Below are 16,963 nucleotides of genomic sequence, written 5' to 3' on the forward strand. Positions count from 1 at the left end.
CGGAGCCCTCTTTGCCAAGCCTGGGCAAGCCAACATCGCAAGCCGGGATAGGTGGGTCTGGCGGCGCCGGTGTTGCCGGGCGCCGGATGCTGACGAAGGGAGCCAGGAGGCCTTCGACGGGCGTGTCTGAGCCGCCGCAGGCAGCGAGTTCGCCCGTCGTTCTGGCGGACGAGGCAGATCCGGGAAGTCCGACCGAAGGGAGGACCGCTCGGCCCTCCGGCAGAGGCAGACCCGCCTGTCCCGGCGCCCCAAAGTAACGCCCTCCGGCAGAGACGGACCGCCTCGCTGCGGCGGGTTTAAAACGGAATCAACGCGGCAGAACCGAAGCCCCCATCAAATACTCATCCACCGACCGCGCACACTGACGCCCCTCGCGGATCGCCCACACCACCAGCGACTGCCCGCGCCGCATATCCCCGGCCGCAAACACCTTCGCCCGGGAACTGCAGTAATCGTCCGTGTTCGCCCGCGCATTCCCGCGCCCGTCCGCCTCCACCCCGAACGCCTCCAGCACCGAGCGCACCGGCGACACAAACCCCATCGCCAGCAGCACCAGATCCGCCTGCACCTCGAATTGCGAATCCTTCACCTCGCGCATCTTCATCTGGCCCGTCGCCTTGTCCTTCAGCCATTCCAGGCGCGTCGCCACCAGCTTTTCCACCTTGCCGCCCTTGCCCTCGAACGCCTGCGTTCCCACCGCCCAATCGCGCTGGCAGCCTTCCTCGTGCGAAGACGACGTCCGCAGCCGGATCGGCCAATAAGGCCAGGTCTGCAGCTTGTCCTCCTCTTCCGGCGGACGGAACATCAGCTCGAACTGCGTCACCGACGCCGCCCCCTGGCGATTGCTCGTCCCCACACAGTCCGAACCCGTATCGCCGCCGCCGATCACCACCACGTGCTTGCCCTTCGCGCTGATCGGCTTGGCGATGCGGTCGCCATGATTGACCTTGTTCTGCTGGCGCAGAAAATCCATCGCGAAATGCACCCCGCGCAACTCGCGCCCCGGCACCGGCAGATCGCGCGGCTGCTCCGATCCGCCCGCCAGCACCACCGCGTCATGCTGCGTCAGCAGCTCGTCGGGCGTCACCACCGTCAAGCCGTCTTCCGCGTGCACCGCCTCGCCCACATAGGTCGAGGGAAAGAACTCCACCCCCTCGGCCTCCATCTGCGCCAGCCGCCGGTCGATGTGCAACTTCTCCAGCTTGAAATCCGGAATCCCGTAGCGCAGCAGCCCGCCGATGCGATTGCTCTTTTCATAGACCGACACACTGTGCCCGGCGCGCGCCAACTGCTGCGCGCAGGCCAGGCCGGCCGGCCCGGAACCGACCACCGCCACCCGCTTGCCCGTCTTGCGCGCAGGCGGCTGCGGCACCACCCAGCCTTCCTTCCAGCCACGCTCGATGATCGTGTGCTCGATCGACTTGATGCCCACTGCGTCGTCGTTCAGATTCAACGTGCAGGCCGCCTCGCAAGGCGCGGGACAGATGCGGCCGGTGAACTCCGGAAAATTGTTGGTCGACAGCAGCACGTCCAGCGCATGCTTCCAGTCCTGACGGTAGACCAGGTCATTCCAGTCCGGAATGATGTTGTTGACCGGACAGCCGTGCGTGCAGAACGGCACCCCGCAGTCCATGCAGCGCGCGCCCTGGACGCGGGCCTGCTCATCAGTCAGCGGCGCGACGAACTCCTTCCAGTGGCGCAAGCGGGATTCCGGCGCCTCGTAGGCCGGCTTGACCCGCGCGAATTCCATGAAACCAGTGATTTTTCCCATGATGCATTCTTCCTTCAGGCGGCCTGAGCCTGGGTCTGGGCCGCCTGCCACAGTTCACCCAGCGCGCGGCGGTATTCGATCGGCGTGACCTTGACGAAGGCGCGGCGCGCCTGGTTCCAGTCGTCCAGGATTTCCCGGGCGCGGAAACTGCCGGTCAGGCGGAAATGGTTTTCCACCAGGCGGCGCACGATGGCCTCGTCCGTCTCGCGCGGGCCGTTGCGATCCAGGCCGTGCCAGAACTGCTCCTCGCCGGCCTGCCGCTGGGCGGCATCCGTCTCCATCGGGTCCAGACGCACCATGCCAGTGTTGCAGCGGCGCGCAAAAACCTGCTCCGGATCCCAGACGTAGGCGATGCCGCCGGACATGCCGGCCGCGAAATTGCGGCCCGTCTCGCCCAACACCACCACCGTCCCGCCGGTCATGTATTCGCAGCCATGATCGCCCGTGCCTTCCACCACCGTGGCAGCGCCCGAATTGCGCACCGCGAAGCGCTCGCCGGCCACGCCGTTGAAATACGCCTCGCCGCCGGTGGCGCCGTACAGCACCGTGTTGCCAGCAATGATGTGATCCGGGCCGAAACCGCGGAAATCGTTGGGTGAACGCAGGATCAGGCGGCCGCCCGACAGGCCCTTGCCGACGTAATCGTTGGCCTCGCCCACCAGGTCCAGGGTCACGCCATGGGCCAGAAAGGCGCCAAAGCTCTGCCCGGCCGCGCCGTTGCACTGGATGTGGATCGTATCGTCGGGCAGGCCTTCATGGCCGTACCGCGAGGCCACCGCCCCCGACAGCATGGCGCCGATGGTGCGGTTGCGGTTGCGCACCGGGGTGATGAAGGACACTTTCTCGCCACGCTCCAGCGCGGCCTTGCTGCGCTCGATCAACTGGTGGTCCAGCGCGTGCGACAGGCCGTGATCCTGGGCATCCGTGTGATGCACCGGATCCTCGGTGGCGATCTGGTGGAAGATGCGGCCGAAGTCCAATCCGCGCGCCTTCCAGTGATCGACGCCCTTGCGCATATCGAGCAGGTCGACGCGGCCGATCAGCTCGTCAAAAGTGCGGATGCCCAGTTGCGCCATGATCTCGCGCACTTCCTCGGCGACGAAGAAGAAATAATTGACGACGTATTCGGGCTTGCCGTTGAACTTCTTGCGCAGCACCGGATCCTGGGTCGCGACCCCCGTGGGGCAGGTGTTCAGGTGGCACTTGCGCATCATGATGCAGCCTTCGACGATCAGCGGCGCCGTGGCGAAACCGACCTCGTCGGCCCCCAGCATGGCGGCGATCGCCACGTCGCGGCCGGTCTTCATCTGGCCGTCGGCCTGCACGCGGATGCGGCTGCGCAAACGGTTCAACACCAGCGTCTGCTGCGTCTCGGCCAGGCCCAGTTCCCAGGGAATGCCGGCGTGCTTGATCGAGGACACGGGCGAGGCCCCCGTGCCGCCGTCGTGGCCGGCGATCACCACGTGGTCGGCCTTGGCCTTGGCCACGCCGGTCGCCACCGTGCCGACACCGACTTCCGCCACCAGCTTCACCGAGACCGAAGCCCGTTCGTTGACGTTCTTCAGGTCGTGGATCAGCTGTGCCAGATCCTCGATCGAATAGATGTCATGGTGCGGCGGGGGCGAGATCAAGCCGACGCCCGGCACCGAATAGCGCAATTGCGCGATGTAGTCCGTGACCTTGTGGCCCGGCAGTTGCCCGCCCTCGCCGGGCTTGGCGCCCTGGGCCATCTTGATCTGGATCTGATCGGCGCTGCACAGGTATTCGGCGGTGACGCCGAAGCGCCCCGAGGCCACCTGCTTGATGCGCGAACGCAGCGAATCCCCCGCGGCCAGCGGCACGTCGGCGGCGATGCGGTCCGACCCCAGCACCGAGGCCAGGCTGTCGCCCTTGCGCACCGTCGGCTTGCCCGCGCGCATCTCGGCGCGGTAGCGCAGCGCGTCCTCGCCGCCCTCGCCGGTGTTGGATTTGCCGCCGATGCGGTTCATGGCCACGGCCAGGGTCGCGTGCGCCTCGGTCGAGATCGAGCCCAGCGACATGGCGCCGGTGGCGAAGCGCTTGACGATTTCCTTGGCGGGTTCGACCTCCGACAGCGGAATGGCCCGGGCCGGATCGACGCGGAACTCGAACAGGCCGCGCAGCGTCATGTGGCGGCGCGACTGGTCGTTGATGAGCTGGGCGTATTCCTTGAAGGTTGAATAATTATTGGCGCGCGTGGCGTGCTGCAGCTTGGCGATCGAATCCGGCGTCCACAGATGCTGTTCGCCCCGGATGCGAAAGGCGTATTCGCCGCCCGCATCCAGCGCATTGGCCAGCACCGGATCGGTGCTGAAGGCCGCCTGATGGGTGCGCAGGGCTTCTTCGGCCACCTGGAAGATGTCGATGCCCTCGATGTTGCTGGGCGTGCCGGTGAAGTATTTCTTCACCAGGCTGCTGTGCAGGCCCACCGCCTCGAAGATCTGCGCGCCGGTGTAGGACATATAGGTCGAGATGCCCATCTTGGACATGACCTTCTTCAGCCCCTTGCCGATCGCCTTGATGTAGTTCTCGGTGGCGTGAGGGTCGGCCATCTGGGATAGCGTTTCCAATGCCAGCCAGGGGTGCACGGCCTCGGCGCCGTAGCCGCCCAGCAGCGCGAAATGGTGGGTTTCGCGCGCCGAGCCGGTCTCCACGATCAGGCCGGTGCGGGTGCGCAGGCCGGCGCGGATCAGGTGCTGGTGGATGGCCGACGTGGCCAGCAGCGCCGGGATGGCGACGTGCTCCGCGTCCACGCGGCGGTCGCTGATCAACAGGATGTTGTCGCCGCTGCGCACCGCGTCGGCCGCAGTGGCGCACAGCGAAGCCAGGCAGGCCTCGATGCCTTCGCGGCCCCAGGCCACCGGATAGACGATGTCCAGTTCACAGCAACGGAACTTGTCGCCCGTCTGGCGGCTGATGTGGCGCAACTGGGCCATGGCGGCGGCGTCCAGCACCGGCTGGTTGATCTCCAGGCGCAGCGGCGGGTTGACGTTGTTGATGTCCAGCAGATTGGGCTTGGGTCCGATGAAGGACACCAGCGACATGACCATCTGTTCGCGGATCGGGTCGATCGGCGGATTGGTCACCTGGGCGAACATCTGGCGAAAATAGTGGTAGAAGGGCTTGGACTGGTCCGACAGCACGGTCAGCGGCGCATCATTGCCCATGGAACCGATCGCTTCCTCGCCGTTCCTGGCCATCGGTTCCAGGATGAACTTGAAGTCCTCCTGGGTCCAGCCAAAGGCCTGCTGGCGATCCAGCAGGCTGGCGGACGGCTCGGGCAAATCATCGGCCTTCAGGGCGGGCAGGTCGTCCAGCTTCAGGCGCAGGCGCTCGATCCACTGCGGGTAGGGGTGCGCGTTGGCCAGTTGGGACTTGATCTCCTCGTCCTCGATGATGCGGCCCTGCTGCAGGTCGATCAGCAGCATGCGGCCGGGCTGCAAGCGCCATTTCTTGACGATGCGATGTTCCGGGATCGGCAGCGTGCCGGCCTCGGAGGCCAGGACCACCATATTGTCGTCGGTGATCAGGTAGCGCGCCGGGCGCAGGCCGTTGCGGTCCAGCGTGGCGCCGATCTGGCGGCCGTCGGTGAAGGCCACGGCGGAGGGGCCGTCCCAGGGCTCCATCAGGGCGGCATGGTATTCGTAGAACGCGCGCCGCGATTCGTCCATGTCGGCGTGCTGTTCCCAGGCTTCCGGGATCATGATCATCATGGCATGGGCCAGGGAATAGCCCGACATGACCAGCAGTTCCAGACAGTTGTCGAAGGTGGCGGTATCGGACTGGCCTTCGTAGACGATGGGGTAGAGCTTGGCCAGGTCCTCGCCCAGCACGGCGGAACTCATTGCGCCTTCGCGGGCGCGCAGCCAGTTGAAGTTGCCCTTGACGGTGTTGATCTCGCCATTGTGGGCGATCATGCGGTAGGGGTGCGCCAGCGGCCAGGCGGGGAAGGTGTTGGTGGAAAAACGCTGATGCACCAGGGCCAGGGCGGACACGGCGCGGGTGTCGGCCAGGTCGCGGTAGTACAGGCCGACCTGGCTGGCCAGCAGCAGGCCTTTGTAGACCACGGTGCGCACCGAGATCGAGGGCACGAAATATTCCTGGCCATGCGCAAGCTGCATGCGCTGGATGGCGTGGCTGGCGGTCTTGCGGATGACGTACAGTTTGCGTTCCAGGGCGTCGGGCACCATGATGTCGTGCCCGCGGCCGATGAAGAGCTGGCGGATGACGGGTTCACAGGCGCGCACGGCGGGCGACATCTGCATGTCGCAATCGACGGGGACGTCGCGCCACCCGAGGACCACCTGGCCTTCGTCGCGCACGGCGCGTTCCAGTTCGCGCTCACAGGCCAGGCGAGACGCGGTTTCCTTGGGCAGGAAGACCATGGCGACGCCATAGTCGTCGGGCTGCGGCAGGGTGACGCCCTGGGCGGCCATTTCTTCGCGATACAACTGATCGGGGATCTGGATGAGGATGCCCGCGCCGTCGCCCATGAGTTCGTCGGCGCCGACGGCGCCCCGGTGATCGAGGTTTTCCAGGATCTTCAGGGCCTGCTGGATGATGGCGTGGCTTTTGTGGCCTTTGATGTGGGCGACGAAGCCGACGCCGCAGGCGTCGTGTTCTTGTTCGGGACGGTATAGACCCTGGGCGGCCGGCAGGCCGGGGGGACAGGAGACGGGGTGGGTCATGGCGGAACTCGCAGGGCGGGATACGGATGCCGTTTTTTGCGGCAGAACAGGGAAATTACTGCCCTAAGTCTTTGGTGACAATAGGCCTTTTTATTGATGCGTCCCCATTTATTAATGACTCTATATCTATTGATTCAATATAGGGACATATCAAATAGACTGTAATACAAGGATTGTCCTAGACAGATAGCTTTCAGCTTATCGGGAAAACCCTGAATGAAGGGCTTGGGAATTTTTTGCGTGAGTGGTCTTGCGGGGCCGCCGGGACAGGCAGGCCTGTTTCTGCCGGGGGGCCGGGCGGTCCACCCGCCCCGGCTCACGTTTTGTAAACCCTGGCGGACTGGACAAGCCGGGTACAATCCTCATGAAAGACGGGCGTCCGCCCTTTTTCCTTATGACAGACACCTCCCCCGATCCCCTCGTAACTTTTGACGGCGTTTCGCTTGGCTATGGCGAATTCACCGTGCTGCGCGACGTTGACCTGCAGGTCATGCCCGGACAGGTCGTGGCCATGATGGGCGGGTCGGGTTCGGGCAAGACGACGCTGCTGCGGGCGGTGACCGGGCAGCTGCCGGCGCAGGCCGGGCGCATTTCGGTGTTTGGCCGCGACATGGCCAAGCTGCGGGGCGAGTCGCTGCGCGAGACCCGTCAGCGGATGGGCGTGCTGTTCCAGGGCGGGGCGCTGTTCACGGATCTGAATGTGTTCGAGAACGTGGCGTTCCCGCTGCGCGAGCACACGTGCATTTCCGAACACCAGATTCTGGAACGGGTGCTGGACAAGCTCCAGGCGGTGGGGCTGCGGCATGCGGCGCATCTGCGGATTTCGGAGATTTCCGGCGGGATGGCGCGGCGCGTGGCGCTGGCGCGGGCGATCGTGCTGGAACCGGAACTGATCCTGTATGACGAGCCCTTCGCCGGGCTGGATCCGATTTCCCTGGGCATCACGGCGCAATTGATCCGCACGCTGACGGACCAGTTGGGCTGCGCATCGATCCTGATCACGCACGACGTGGCCGAATCCTTCGCCATCGTGGACCAGGTCTACCTGATCGGCCAGGGCCGCCTGATGGCCCGGGGCACGCCGGAAGAACTGTCCGCCTCGCAAGACGAGTACCTGCAGCAGTTCCTGCAGGGCCGGCCCGACGGTCCGATCGGCTTTCACTATCCACAGACGCCGGCCTTCGAGCGCTGGCTGGCCGCCCGGAGGGCGTCATGATCGCGCGTAGCGCCAGGGGAGCCCTATGAACGCGCTCGCGCAACGCATTGCCGCGCTGGGGCACGGCTTTGTATCCATGATCGCCGGCCTGGGCGCCTTCGCCCGCCTGTTCGGGGCCATTCTGGCGCGCAGCAGTGTGCTGCTGCGCCGCCCGCGCCTGACGGCCCAGCAGGTTCATTTCATCGGCAATCATTCTCTGCTGATCATCGGGGTCTCGGGCCTGTTCGTGGGCTTTGTGCTGGGCCTGCAAGGCTATTACACGCTGAACCGCTACGGCTCGGAACAGGCGCTGGGCCTGCTGGTGGCGCTGTCCCTGACGCGCGAACTGGGGCCGGTGGTGACGGCGCTGCTGTTCGCCGGGCGGGCCGGTACGTCGCTGACGGCGGAGATCGGCCTGATGAAGGCCGGCGAGCAGATCTCGGCCATGGAGGTCATGGCCGTGGACCCGATCCGCCGCGTGCTGGCGCCGCGCTTCTGGGGCGGGGTGATCGCCATGCCGGTGCTGGCGGCGGTGTTTTCCATGGTCGGCATCCTGGGCGGCTGGTTCGTCGGCGTGGTGCTGATCGGCATCGACCCGGGCGCGTTCTGGTCGCAGATGCAAGGCGGGGTGGACGTGATCGACGACGTGCTCAACGGCGTGATCAAGAGCCTGGTCTTCGGCGTCGTCGTCACCCTGATCGCCCTTTATCAAGGCTGGACGGCGCGCGCCACGCCCGAAGGCGTCTCCCGCGCCACCACCCGCACCGTGGTCAGCGGCGCCCTGGCGGTGCTGGGGCTGGATTTCCTGCTGACGGCGCTGATGTTCGCCCACTAAGGGCCTGTTCGCCAACTGAAACCTGCGGAACGAATTCATGACACGCGAAAAAACCGATTTCTGGGTAGGCCTGTTCATCCTGCTGGGCCTGATCGCTCTGGTGTTTCTGGCGCTGCGCGCCGGCAACATGAGCTCCTTTTCCTTCGCACCCACCTACCGGGTGCACGCATATTTCGACAACGTCGGCGGGCTGAAGGTCCGCGCGCCGATCAAGAGCAGCGGCGTGGTGGTCGGGCGGGTATCCGCCATCGGCTTCGACAACCAGCGCTTCCAGGCCACGGTCACGATGGACCTGGAACAGCCCTACGTCTTCCCCAAGGATTCCTCGGCGTCGATCCTGACCTCGGGCCTGCTGGGCGAACAGTACATCGGCCTGACCCCGGGCGGGGATGACAAGAACCTGGCCGACGGCGGCGCGATCGAGTTCACGCAATCCGCCGTGGTGCTGGAGGACCTGATCAGCAAGTTCCTCTACAGCTCGGCCGAAAAGGAAGGCTCCTCAGGTCCGCAGGCAGGAGCCGCACAGGACGGCGCCGGACACGGCCCGGACGCCGGGAGTGGCGCCGCACCGGCAGGGGCCCGCTGAGCGCCCCACGCACATCGGCGATACTCTGACACGCCCTTTACAATATGCGACACCGTGACGTCCTCCCGACCGACGTCGCCCATGACACCGACCGCACGAGACACGACATGAATTCCACTGCCCCGACGCCAGCCACGCCGCGCTCCCGACGCCTCACGGCCCGCACCGGGCTGGCCTTGGCGACCGCCGCCCTGATGGCCGGCTGCGCCCAGGTGCCGCACCCCTCGCCCAACGACCCCTGGGAATCCTATAACCGGGGCATGTACAGCTTCAACGACGCAGTGGATCGCGCCGTGCTCAAGCCCATCGCCACGGGCTACGAGACCGTCACCCCGCATCCGGTGCGGACCTGTATCCACAACATCTTCAGCAACCTGGGCGATGTCTGGTCGGGCGTCAACAGCCTGCTGCAAGGGCGCGGCCGCGACTTTGTGGACACCTTCGGCCGGGTGCTGTTCAACAGCACGGCGGGCCTGGGCGGCTGCATCGACATCGCCTCGATGCACGGCGCACGCAAGATCCCCAACGACTTCGGCATGACGCTGGGCGTCTGGGGCTTCGGCCAGGGGCCGTACTTCGTCCTGCCCTTCATGGGTCCCAGCACGGTACGCGACGGGGTGGGCACGGTCGTCACGTTGACGGCGCCGGTCACGCCGACCGCCGCAGTCTTCGCCATCGACAATGTGCCGGTCCGCAACTCGCTGCTGGGCCTGTACATCGTGGACACGCGCGCCAATCTGCTGGAAGCCGACCGCCTGGTGGACCAGATCGCGCTCGACAAGTACAGCTTCATCCGCGACGCCTACCTGCAGCGCCGCAAGGCCATGCTGGACAGCCGCCAGCAGAGCGGCCGCGCCTCGACGGCGGACGACCTGGACCGCGCGACGGCGCCGGCCGATACGAACCTGCCGGTCTACGACGATCCGGACGAGGCCCCCGCGAACTGATGCAAACCCGCCCGGGGTCGCGTCCAGCCCGGGCACCGACCCACCTGCCCCGCCCGGGCGGGCGCCACACGGAGACGACCATGAATTTCCCTTCCTTTCTCCAGACCCTGCGCCGGGCGATCGGCCCCTGCCTGCTGGGCGCCGCCCTGGGCCTGTCCGCCGCATCCGCCGGCGCGGCCGAACGCACGGTTGATCCGAAAGCCGCGCCGAACGACTTCCTCGAAGCCGTGGCCGACAATATGCTGGATGCGGTCAAGGCCGATCCCCAGGCGCTGCAAGGCGATCCGGGCCATATCGCGGACCTGGTGCGCCGCTACGCCATCCCGTATGTGGACATGAACAAGACGACGCGCCTGGCGGCGGGGCGCTACTGGCGCCAGGCCTCGGCAGCCCAGCAGGATGCGCTGGTCCAGGCCTTCACGGGCACGCTGATCCGCACCTACAGCGGGGCGTTCACGCGCATCACGCAGGGCACGACGATCACGCTGCTGCCGTTCCGGGGCGATCCGAAGGCGGACGACGCGGTGGTGCGCACGACGATCTCGCAGCAGAACAGCCCGGCGATCGGGGTGGACTACCGCCTGGAACAGACGGACGCAGGCTGGAAGGTCTACGACCTGAACGTGGAAGGCATCTGGCTGATCCAGAACTACCGCAACCAGTTCGCCTCCGAAATCAATCGCAGCGGCATCGACGGGCTGATCTCGGCGCTGAACGCGAAGCAGTGATTTTGTTCTAGACACTGTTCTAGATACGTCTGCTGCTTGTGTTCTAAACACGTCCGCACGCGGGCATGAAGGGGCAGGGCCGCCCTCCGCAAGCCTCAAACCCGGCCACGGGAGTGGCGTGGGAGGTAGGGCAACCGCGTGAGGCGCCGGCGGCTTCCGAAGGGAGAGCGGGAAACAAGGCGGACACTGTCTGAGGCCGCAGGCCGAGTTTGTCCGCCGCCCGCTCGTACGAGGAAGGGCCGGGCAGTCCGACCGCAGGGAGGACCGCCGAACAGGGCGGCCCTGCCTCCCATGCCGCTTCCGGGGCCGCGCCAGCCCGACGACGTTTCACGCGGCTGCCCTACCCTTCACGCCCACACACGGACTGCATCTGCTGACCGCTTATAATGTCCGATGGCGCCCACTTCAGGGCGCATCGCCTGCCCATGCCTGCTCTCGATCTGCAACACGTTTCCAAAATCTACGCTCCGCACCAGCGATCCTGGCGCGACCGCCTGAGCGGCCGTCCCACATCCACGGGCTTCCAGGCCCTGCGCGACGTCAGCCTGACCGTCGAACACGGTGAATTCTTCGGTCTGCTGGGCCCCAACGGGGCGGGCAAGACCTCGCTGATTTCCATCCTGGCCGGACTGTCCCGCGCCACCCGGGGCAGCGCCCGCGTCTGCGACTACGACGTGGTCAACGACTTCCGCCGCGCCCGCCAGTCGCTGGGCGTCGTGCCCCAGGAAATCGTCTACGACCCCTTCTTCACCGTGCGTGAAACCCTGCGGCTGCAATCCGGGTATTTCGGCCTGCGGAACAACGACGACTGGATCGACGAGATCCTGGACAACCTGGGGCTGCTGGACAAGGCCGAAGCCAATATGCGCGAACTGTCGGGCGGCATGAAGCGCCGTGTGCTGGTGGCGCAGGCCCTGGTGCACCGCCCGCCCGTGATCATCCTGGACGAGCCTACCGCCGGGGTGGACGTGGATCTGCGCCGCACGCTGTGGGACTTCATCACGCGCCTGAACCAGGCCGGACACACCATCCTGCTGACCACCCACTACCTGGAAGAAGCCGAATCCCTCTGTGGGCGCGTGGCCATGCTGAAGGCCGGCCAGGTCGTGGCGCTGGACACCACCCAGGCGCTGATGGCGCGGGTCGGCGGCGCCGACCTGGAAGACGCCTTTGTGCGCATCATGCATGACGACGCCGTGCTGGAGGCCGAGCTATGATCCGCCCCGTCTCCCAGACCCGCCCCGAGATGGGCTCGGGCTTTCCGACCCTGCTGCACAAAGAATTGATGCGCTTCTGGAAGGTCGGCACGCAGACCATCGCCGCCCCGGTGGTGACGGCGCTGCTGTACCTGCTGATCTTCTCCCACGTGCTGGAAGACCGCGTGCAGGTCTACGATGCGGTCTCCTACACCGCCTTCCTGATCCCCGGGCTGATGATGATGAGCATGCTGCAAAACAGCTTTGCCAATCCGTCCTCGTCCCTGATCCAGAGCCGCATCACCGGCAACCTGATCTTCGTGCTGCTGCCGCCGTTCTCCCATCGCCAGATCTTCGCCGCCTACATCCTGGCGGCGGTCGTGCGCGGGCTGGCCGTGGGCGTCTGTGTCTGGCTGGTGGCGCTGTTCTTCGTGCGCCTGCCGGTCGCGGCCCCGCTGTGGCTGCTGGCCTTCGCGGTGCTGTCGTGCTGGATCCTGGGAGTGCTGGGCCTGATCGCCGGCCTGTGGTCGGAAAAATTCGACCAATTGGCCGCCTTCCAGAACTTCCTGATCATGCCGGCCACCTTCCTGTCGGGCGTGTTCTATTCGATCCACAGCCTGCCGCCCTTCTGGCAGGAAGTCTCGCGCTGGAACCCCGTGTTCTACATGATCGACGGCTTCCGCTACGGATTCTTCACGGCGTCCGACGTTTCCCCCTGGCGCGGCCTGGCCATCGTGCTGGCCGTCGCCGTGGCCCTGAGCCTGTTCGCCCTGCGCCTGCTGGCGCGCGGCTACAAACTACGGAGCTGAACCATGTCCCCCACCCCCGACCACGTCCGCCAATACATCGCCGACAACCTGCCCTGCGAACATCTGGAAGTCGTCGGCGACGGCGCTCACTTCGAGGCCCTGATCGTCAGCCCCCTCTTCGAGGGCAAGCGCACGCTGGCCCGCCACCAGGCGGTCTACCAGGCCCTGGGCGATCGCATGCGCGCGGAAATCCACGCGCTGTCGATGCGCACCCTGACGCCGTCCGAGTACGAAACCACCAAAACCAATGGATAAGCTGCTGATCCAGGGCGGCCGCCCGCTCCACGGCGAAGTCGCCATCTCGGGCGCCAAGAACGCCGCCCTGCCGATCCTCTGCGCCTCGCTGCTGACTGCCGACCCGCTGGAACTGGACAATGTCCCGGCCCTGCGCGACATCGGCACCACCCTGACCCTGCTGCAACGCATGGGCGTACGCGCGGAACGCGGCGGCGAGACCCGCGTCACGCTCCAGGCCGATCAGGTGTCCAGCCAGGAAGCCCCCTACGAGCTGGTCAAGACCATGCGGGCCTCCATCCTGGTGCTGGGACCGCTGGTGGCGCGCTTCGGCCGCGCCCGGGTCAGCCTGCCGGGCGGCTGCGCCATCGGCCAGCGGCCGGTAGACCAGCACATCAAGGGCCTGGCCGCCATGGGCGCGCGCATTCACATCGACCACGGCTTCGTCGTGGCCGAGGCCGAGCGCCTGCGCGGCGCCAACATCCTGACGGACATGGTCACCGTCACCGGCACGGAAAACCTGCTGATGGCCGCCGCCCTGGCCGAAGGCCGCACCGTGCTGGAAAACGCCGCCTGCGAACCGGAAGTCGTCGATCTGGCGAACGTCCTGATCGCCATGGGCGCGCACATCGAAGGCCACGGCACCGACCGCATCGTCATCGAGGGCGTGGAGCGCCTGCACGGCGCCAGCCACCGCATCGTGCCCGACCGCATCGAAGCCGGCACCTTCCTGTGCGCCGTGGCCGCCACGGGCGGCGACATCACGCTGCGCCATGCAGCCCCCGACACGCTGGGCGCGGTGCTGGACAAGCTGCGCGACGCCGGGCTGGAGATCACCACCGGGCCGGACTGGATCCGCGCCCGCATGAGCGGCCGGCCGCGCGCGACGGGCTTTCGCACCAGCGAATACCCGGGCTTTCCGACCGACATGCAGGCCCAGGTCATGGCCCTGAACACCCTGGCCGAAGGCACCGCCGTCATCACCGAAAACATCTTCGAAAACCGCTACATGCACGTGCAGGAACTGCACCGCATGGGCGCGGACATCGAGATCGACGGCCACACCGCCGTGGTCCAGGGCGTCGAGCAGTTGCTGGGGGCCACCGTCATGGCCACCGACCTGCGCGCCTCGGCCAGCCTGGTGATCGCCGGCCTGGCGGCCAGCGGCCAGACCACGGTGGAACGCATCTATCACCTGGACCGCGGCTATGAACGCATGGAGCGCAAGCTCCAGGCGCTGGGCGCGGACATCCAACGCATCCAATAAAGCGACATGGCTCAATCCCCCCTGACCCTGGCCCTGTCCAAAGGCCGCATCTTCGAAGAAACCCTACCGCTGCTGGCCGCCGCCGGCGTGGGCGTGCCGGAAAACCCGGAATCCTCACGCAAGCTGATCCTGCCCACGGACTCGGACGAACTGCGCATCATCATCGTGCGCGCGTCCGACGTGCCCACCTACGTCCAGTACGGCGCGGCCGACTTCGGCATCGCCGGCAAGGACGTGCTGTACGAGCACATGGCGCAGCACCCGGGCGGGCTGTACCAGCCCATCGACCTGAACATCGCCCGCTGCCGCCTGTGCGTGGCCGCCCCCGAAGGCTTCGACTACCAGGCCGCCGTGCGACAGGGATCGCGCCTGCGCATCGCCACCAAATACGTGCGCGCCGCGCGCGAGCACTTCGCCGCCAAGGGTGTGCACGTGGACATCATCAAGCTCTACGGCTCGATGGAACTCGCCCCGCTGGTGGGCCTGGCCGACGCCATCGTCGACCTGGTGTCCTCGGGCGGCACGCTGCGCGCCAACCGTCTGGTCGAGGTCGAGGAAATCCGCCAGATTTCCTCGCGCCTGATCGTCAACCAGGCCGCGCTCAAAATGAAGGGCGAACGCCTGCAGCCGTTCCTGGGCGCCTTCGCCCGTGCCGCCACGCAGTAAGACAAGTAAGATAGACCATTCACGTTCCGGTTCCCGTCATGTCCCTGATTCACCGCCTGGATGCCCGCGCCGCCGATTTCGATGCGGCCCTGACCCGATTGCTGGCCTATGACGCCTCGCAGGACGAGGCCATCGAGACCGCCGTGCGTGACATCCTGCACGACGTGCAGACGCGCGGCGATGCGGCGATCCTGGACTACACGGCGCGCTTCGACCATGTCCGGGCCGACCGTCTGGAGGCCCTGGAAATCCCCCGCGCCGACTGGCTGGCGGCCCTGGACGGCCTGCCCGCCGACCAGCGCGCCGCGCTGGAAGCCGCCGCCGACCGCGTGCGCCGCTACCACGAGCACCAGCGCGCCGAGACCTGGACCTACACCGAGCCCGATGGCACGGTGCTGGGCCAGCAGGTCACCCCGCTGGACCGCGTCGGCCTGTACGTGCCGGGCGGCAAGGCCGCCTACCCGTCCTCGGTGCTGATGAACGCCATCCCGGCCAAGGTCGCCGGTGTGCCCGAGCTGATCATGGTCACCCCCACGCCCGGCGGCACGCGCAACCCCATGGTGCTGGCCGCTGCCGCCCTGGGCGGCGTCGATCGCGTGTTCGCCATCGGCGGGGCCCAGGCCGTGGGCGGCCTGGCCTACGGCACCGAAACCCTGCCGGCGGTGGACAAGATCACCGGCCCGGGCAATGCCTATGTGGCCGCCGCCAAGCGCCGCGTCTTCGGCACGGTAGGCATCGACATGATCGCCGGGCCGTCCGAGATCCTGATCGTGGCCGACGGCAGCACGCCGGCCGACTGGCTGACCATCGACCTGTTCTCCCAGGCCGAACACGACGAGCTCGCCCAGGCCATCCTCCTGTGCCCGGACGGCGACTACCTGGACGCGGTCCAGGCCGCCATCGAACGCCTGCTGCCGGCCCAGCCGCGCGCCGACATCCTGCGCGTCAGCCTGGCCAACCGGGGCGCGCTGATCCGCACCGACAGCCTGGAACAGGCCTGCGACATCGTCAACCGCATCGCGCCGGAACACCTGGAACTCTCCACCCGCGATCCGCAGGCCCTGCTGCCCCTGGTCCGCCACGCCGGCGCGATCTTCCTGGGGGCCTACAGTTCCGAATCCCTGGGCGATTACTGCGCCGGGCCGAACCACGTGCTGCCCACCGCGCGCACCGCGCGCTTCTCCTCGCCGCTGGGCGTGTATGATTTCCAGAAGCGCAGCAGCCTGATCCAGGTTTCGCACGCCGGCGCCCAGACCCTGGGCCGCATCGCCGCCACCCTGGCCACCGGCGAGGGCCTGCACGCCCACGCCGCCAGCGCCTCGCTGCGCCTGGACGCGCAGCCCTGACCCCGCCCGCCCGGCCCCCACGGGGCCGCGCGGCTCACACCGATCACCTACTCATGTCCATGCGCACCGCCACCATCGAACGCAACACCCAGGAAACCCGTATCCGCGTCAGCATCAATCTGGACGGCACCGGCACCCGCAGCCTGAACACCGGCGTGCCCTTCCTCGATCATATGCTGGACCAGATCGCGCGCCACGGCCTGTTCGATCTGGACGTCCACTGTGACGGCGACACCCACATCGACGACCATCACAGCGTCGAGGACGTCGGCATCACCCTGGGCCAGGCCTTCGCCGCCGCCGCAGGCGACAAGGCCGGCCTGCGCCGCTACGGTCACGCCTACGTGCCGCTGGATGAATCCCTGTCGCGCGTGGTGGTGGACCTGTCCGGCCGCCCCGGCCTGTTCTATTTCGTGGATTACGCCCGGGCGCGCATCGGCGCCTTCGACGTCGATCTGGCGCGCGAATTCTTCCAGGGCTTCGTCAACCACGCCCTGGCGACCGTGCACATCGACAATCTGCGCGGGGAAAACGCCCACCACCAGTGCGAAACGATCTTCAAGGCCTTCGGCCGCGCGCTGCGCATGGCCACCGAGGTCGATCCGCGCGCCGGCGGCGCCATCCCCTCGACCAAGGGCACGCTGTAACCCCGTTCTCATCGCCAGGACTTCCGCATC

At 67.0% G+C, this 16,963-nt stretch carries 14 protein-coding genes; 12 read left to right on the forward strand and 2 right to left on the reverse strand.

The window, feature by feature from the left end; all coding sequences use genetic code 11:
• Positions 1–307: 307 nt before the first annotated feature.
• Positions 308–1,771 (reverse strand): glutamate synthase subunit beta, encoded by a 1,464-nt coding sequence (locus ACFO0J_RS01880; protein WP_376811364.1) that lies wholly within the window; start codon positions 1,769–1,771, stop codon positions 308–310.
• A gap of 14 nt (positions 1,772–1,785) precedes the next feature.
• Positions 1,786–6,477, reverse strand: a complete 4,692-nt coding sequence (locus ACFO0J_RS01885; protein ID WP_376811365.1) for a glutamate synthase-related protein — start codon at positions 6,475–6,477, stop codon at positions 1,786–1,788.
• Positions 6,478–6,871: 394 nt separating this feature from the next.
• On the opposite strand from ACFO0J_RS01885, the gene ACFO0J_RS01890 reads away from it, so the two are divergent.
• The 12 genes from ACFO0J_RS01890 (at position 6,872) to hisB (ending at position 16,933) form a co-directional block, all read left to right on the forward strand.
• On the forward strand, positions 6,872–7,693 hold the full coding sequence (locus ACFO0J_RS01890; protein ID WP_376811366.1) for an ABC transporter ATP-binding protein: 822 nt from the start codon (positions 6,872–6,874) through the stop codon (positions 7,691–7,693).
• 25 nt (positions 7,694–7,718) lie between these two features.
• The gene (mlaE, locus tag ACFO0J_RS01895) at positions 7,719–8,507 is read left to right on the forward strand and encodes a lipid asymmetry maintenance ABC transporter permease subunit MlaE (RefSeq protein ID WP_376811367.1); all 789 of its coding nucleotides are present in this window, start codon (positions 7,719–7,721) and stop codon (positions 8,505–8,507) included.
• A 37-nt stretch (positions 8,508–8,544) separates the two neighbouring features.
• Positions 8,545–9,093 carry an outer membrane lipid asymmetry maintenance protein MlaD gene (gene mlaD, locus ACFO0J_RS01900; protein WP_376811368.1) on the forward strand — a complete coding sequence of 183 codons (549 nt, stop codon included), beginning with the start codon at positions 8,545–8,547 and terminating at the stop codon, positions 9,091–9,093.
• 107 nt (positions 9,094–9,200) lie between these two features.
• Positions 9,201–10,040, forward strand: coding sequence for an MlaA family lipoprotein (locus tag ACFO0J_RS01905; RefSeq protein ID WP_376811369.1), 840 nt, complete (start codon positions 9,201–9,203; stop codon positions 10,038–10,040).
• A gap of 80 nt (positions 10,041–10,120) precedes the next feature.
• Complete coding sequence (locus ACFO0J_RS01910; protein WP_376811370.1) at positions 10,121–10,768, forward strand: MlaC/ttg2D family ABC transporter substrate-binding protein; 648 nt, start codon at positions 10,121–10,123, stop codon at positions 10,766–10,768.
• Positions 10,769–11,193: 425 nt separating this feature from the next.
• The gene (locus ACFO0J_RS01915) at positions 11,194–11,985 is read left to right on the forward strand and encodes an ABC transporter ATP-binding protein (protein WP_376811371.1); all 792 of its coding nucleotides are present in this window, start codon (positions 11,194–11,196) and stop codon (positions 11,983–11,985) included.
• Positions 11,982–12,773, forward strand: a complete 792-nt coding sequence (locus ACFO0J_RS01920; RefSeq protein WP_376811372.1) for an ABC transporter permease — start codon at positions 11,982–11,984, stop codon at positions 12,771–12,773. Before ACFO0J_RS01915 ends, ACFO0J_RS01920 begins: the two co-directional genes overlap by 4 nt.
• 3 nt (positions 12,774–12,776) lie before the next feature.
• A complete protein-coding gene (locus ACFO0J_RS01925) occupies positions 12,777–13,028 on the forward strand; it encodes a BolA family protein (RefSeq protein WP_376811373.1) in 252 nt (83 codons plus the stop codon).
• On the forward strand, positions 13,021–14,274 hold the full coding sequence (murA, locus tag ACFO0J_RS01930; protein ID WP_376811374.1) for a UDP-N-acetylglucosamine 1-carboxyvinyltransferase: 1,254 nt from the start codon (positions 13,021–13,023) through the stop codon (positions 14,272–14,274). Before ACFO0J_RS01925 ends, murA begins: the two co-directional genes overlap by 8 nt.
• A gap of 6 nt (positions 14,275–14,280) precedes the next feature.
• Entirely contained in the window at positions 14,281–14,940 is a 660-nt protein-coding gene (gene hisG / locus ACFO0J_RS01935; RefSeq protein WP_376811375.1) for an ATP phosphoribosyltransferase, read from the forward strand.
• A 38-nt stretch (positions 14,941–14,978) separates the two neighbouring features.
• A complete protein-coding gene (gene hisD / locus ACFO0J_RS01940) occupies positions 14,979–16,286 on the forward strand; it encodes a histidinol dehydrogenase (protein ID WP_376811376.1) in 1,308 nt (435 codons plus the stop codon).
• Between the two features lie 59 nt (positions 16,287–16,345).
• Positions 16,346–16,933, forward strand: coding sequence for an imidazoleglycerol-phosphate dehydratase HisB (hisB, locus tag ACFO0J_RS01945; RefSeq protein ID WP_376811428.1), 588 nt, complete (start codon positions 16,346–16,348; stop codon positions 16,931–16,933).
• Positions 16,934–16,963: the final 30 nt, after the last annotated feature.

The sequence above is a fragment of the Castellaniella hirudinis genome (assembly GCF_042651965.1).
Lineage (GTDB): Bacteria > Pseudomonadota > Gammaproteobacteria > Burkholderiales > Burkholderiaceae_B > Castellaniella > Castellaniella hirudinis.

Excerpts from the sequence above, each read along its gene's own strand:
- hisD (WP_376811376.1), top strand. The coding sequence starts at position 14,979 with ATGTCCCTGATTCACCGCCTGGATGCCCGCGCCGCCGATTTCGATGCG.
- ACFO0J_RS01885 (WP_376811365.1), bottom strand. The coding sequence starts at position 6,477 with ATGACCCACCCCGTCTCCTGTCCCCCCGGCCTGCCGGCCGCCCAGGGT.
- ACFO0J_RS01915 (WP_376811371.1), top strand. The coding sequence starts at position 11,194 with ATGCCTGCTCTCGATCTGCAACACGTTTCCAAAATCTACGCTCCGCAC.
- ACFO0J_RS01925 (WP_376811373.1), top strand. The coding sequence starts at position 12,777 with ATGTCCCCCACCCCCGACCACGTCCGCCAATACATCGCCGACAACCTG.
- hisB (WP_376811428.1), top strand. The coding sequence starts at position 16,346 with ATGCGCACCGCCACCATCGAACGCAACACCCAGGAAACCCGTATCCGC.
- ACFO0J_RS01910 (WP_376811370.1), top strand. The coding sequence starts at position 10,121 with ATGAATTTCCCTTCCTTTCTCCAGACCCTGCGCCGGGCGATCGGCCCC.
- murA (WP_376811374.1), top strand. The coding sequence starts at position 13,021 with ATGGATAAGCTGCTGATCCAGGGCGGCCGCCCGCTCCACGGCGAAGTC.
- mlaD (WP_376811368.1), top strand. The coding sequence starts at position 8,545 with ATGACACGCGAAAAAACCGATTTCTGGGTAGGCCTGTTCATCCTGCTG.
- hisG (WP_376811375.1), top strand. The coding sequence starts at position 14,281 with ATGGCTCAATCCCCCCTGACCCTGGCCCTGTCCAAAGGCCGCATCTTC.
- ACFO0J_RS01905 (WP_376811369.1), top strand. The coding sequence starts at position 9,201 with ATGAATTCCACTGCCCCGACGCCAGCCACGCCGCGCTCCCGACGCCTC.
- ACFO0J_RS01890 (WP_376811366.1), top strand. The coding sequence starts at position 6,872 with ATGACAGACACCTCCCCCGATCCCCTCGTAACTTTTGACGGCGTTTCG.
- mlaE (WP_376811367.1), top strand. The coding sequence starts at position 7,719 with ATGAACGCGCTCGCGCAACGCATTGCCGCGCTGGGGCACGGCTTTGTA.
- ACFO0J_RS01880 (WP_376811364.1), bottom strand. The coding sequence starts at position 1,771 with ATGGGAAAAATCACTGGTTTCATGGAATTCGCGCGGGTCAAGCCGGCC.
- ACFO0J_RS01920 (WP_376811372.1), top strand. The coding sequence starts at position 11,982 with ATGATCCGCCCCGTCTCCCAGACCCGCCCCGAGATGGGCTCGGGCTTT.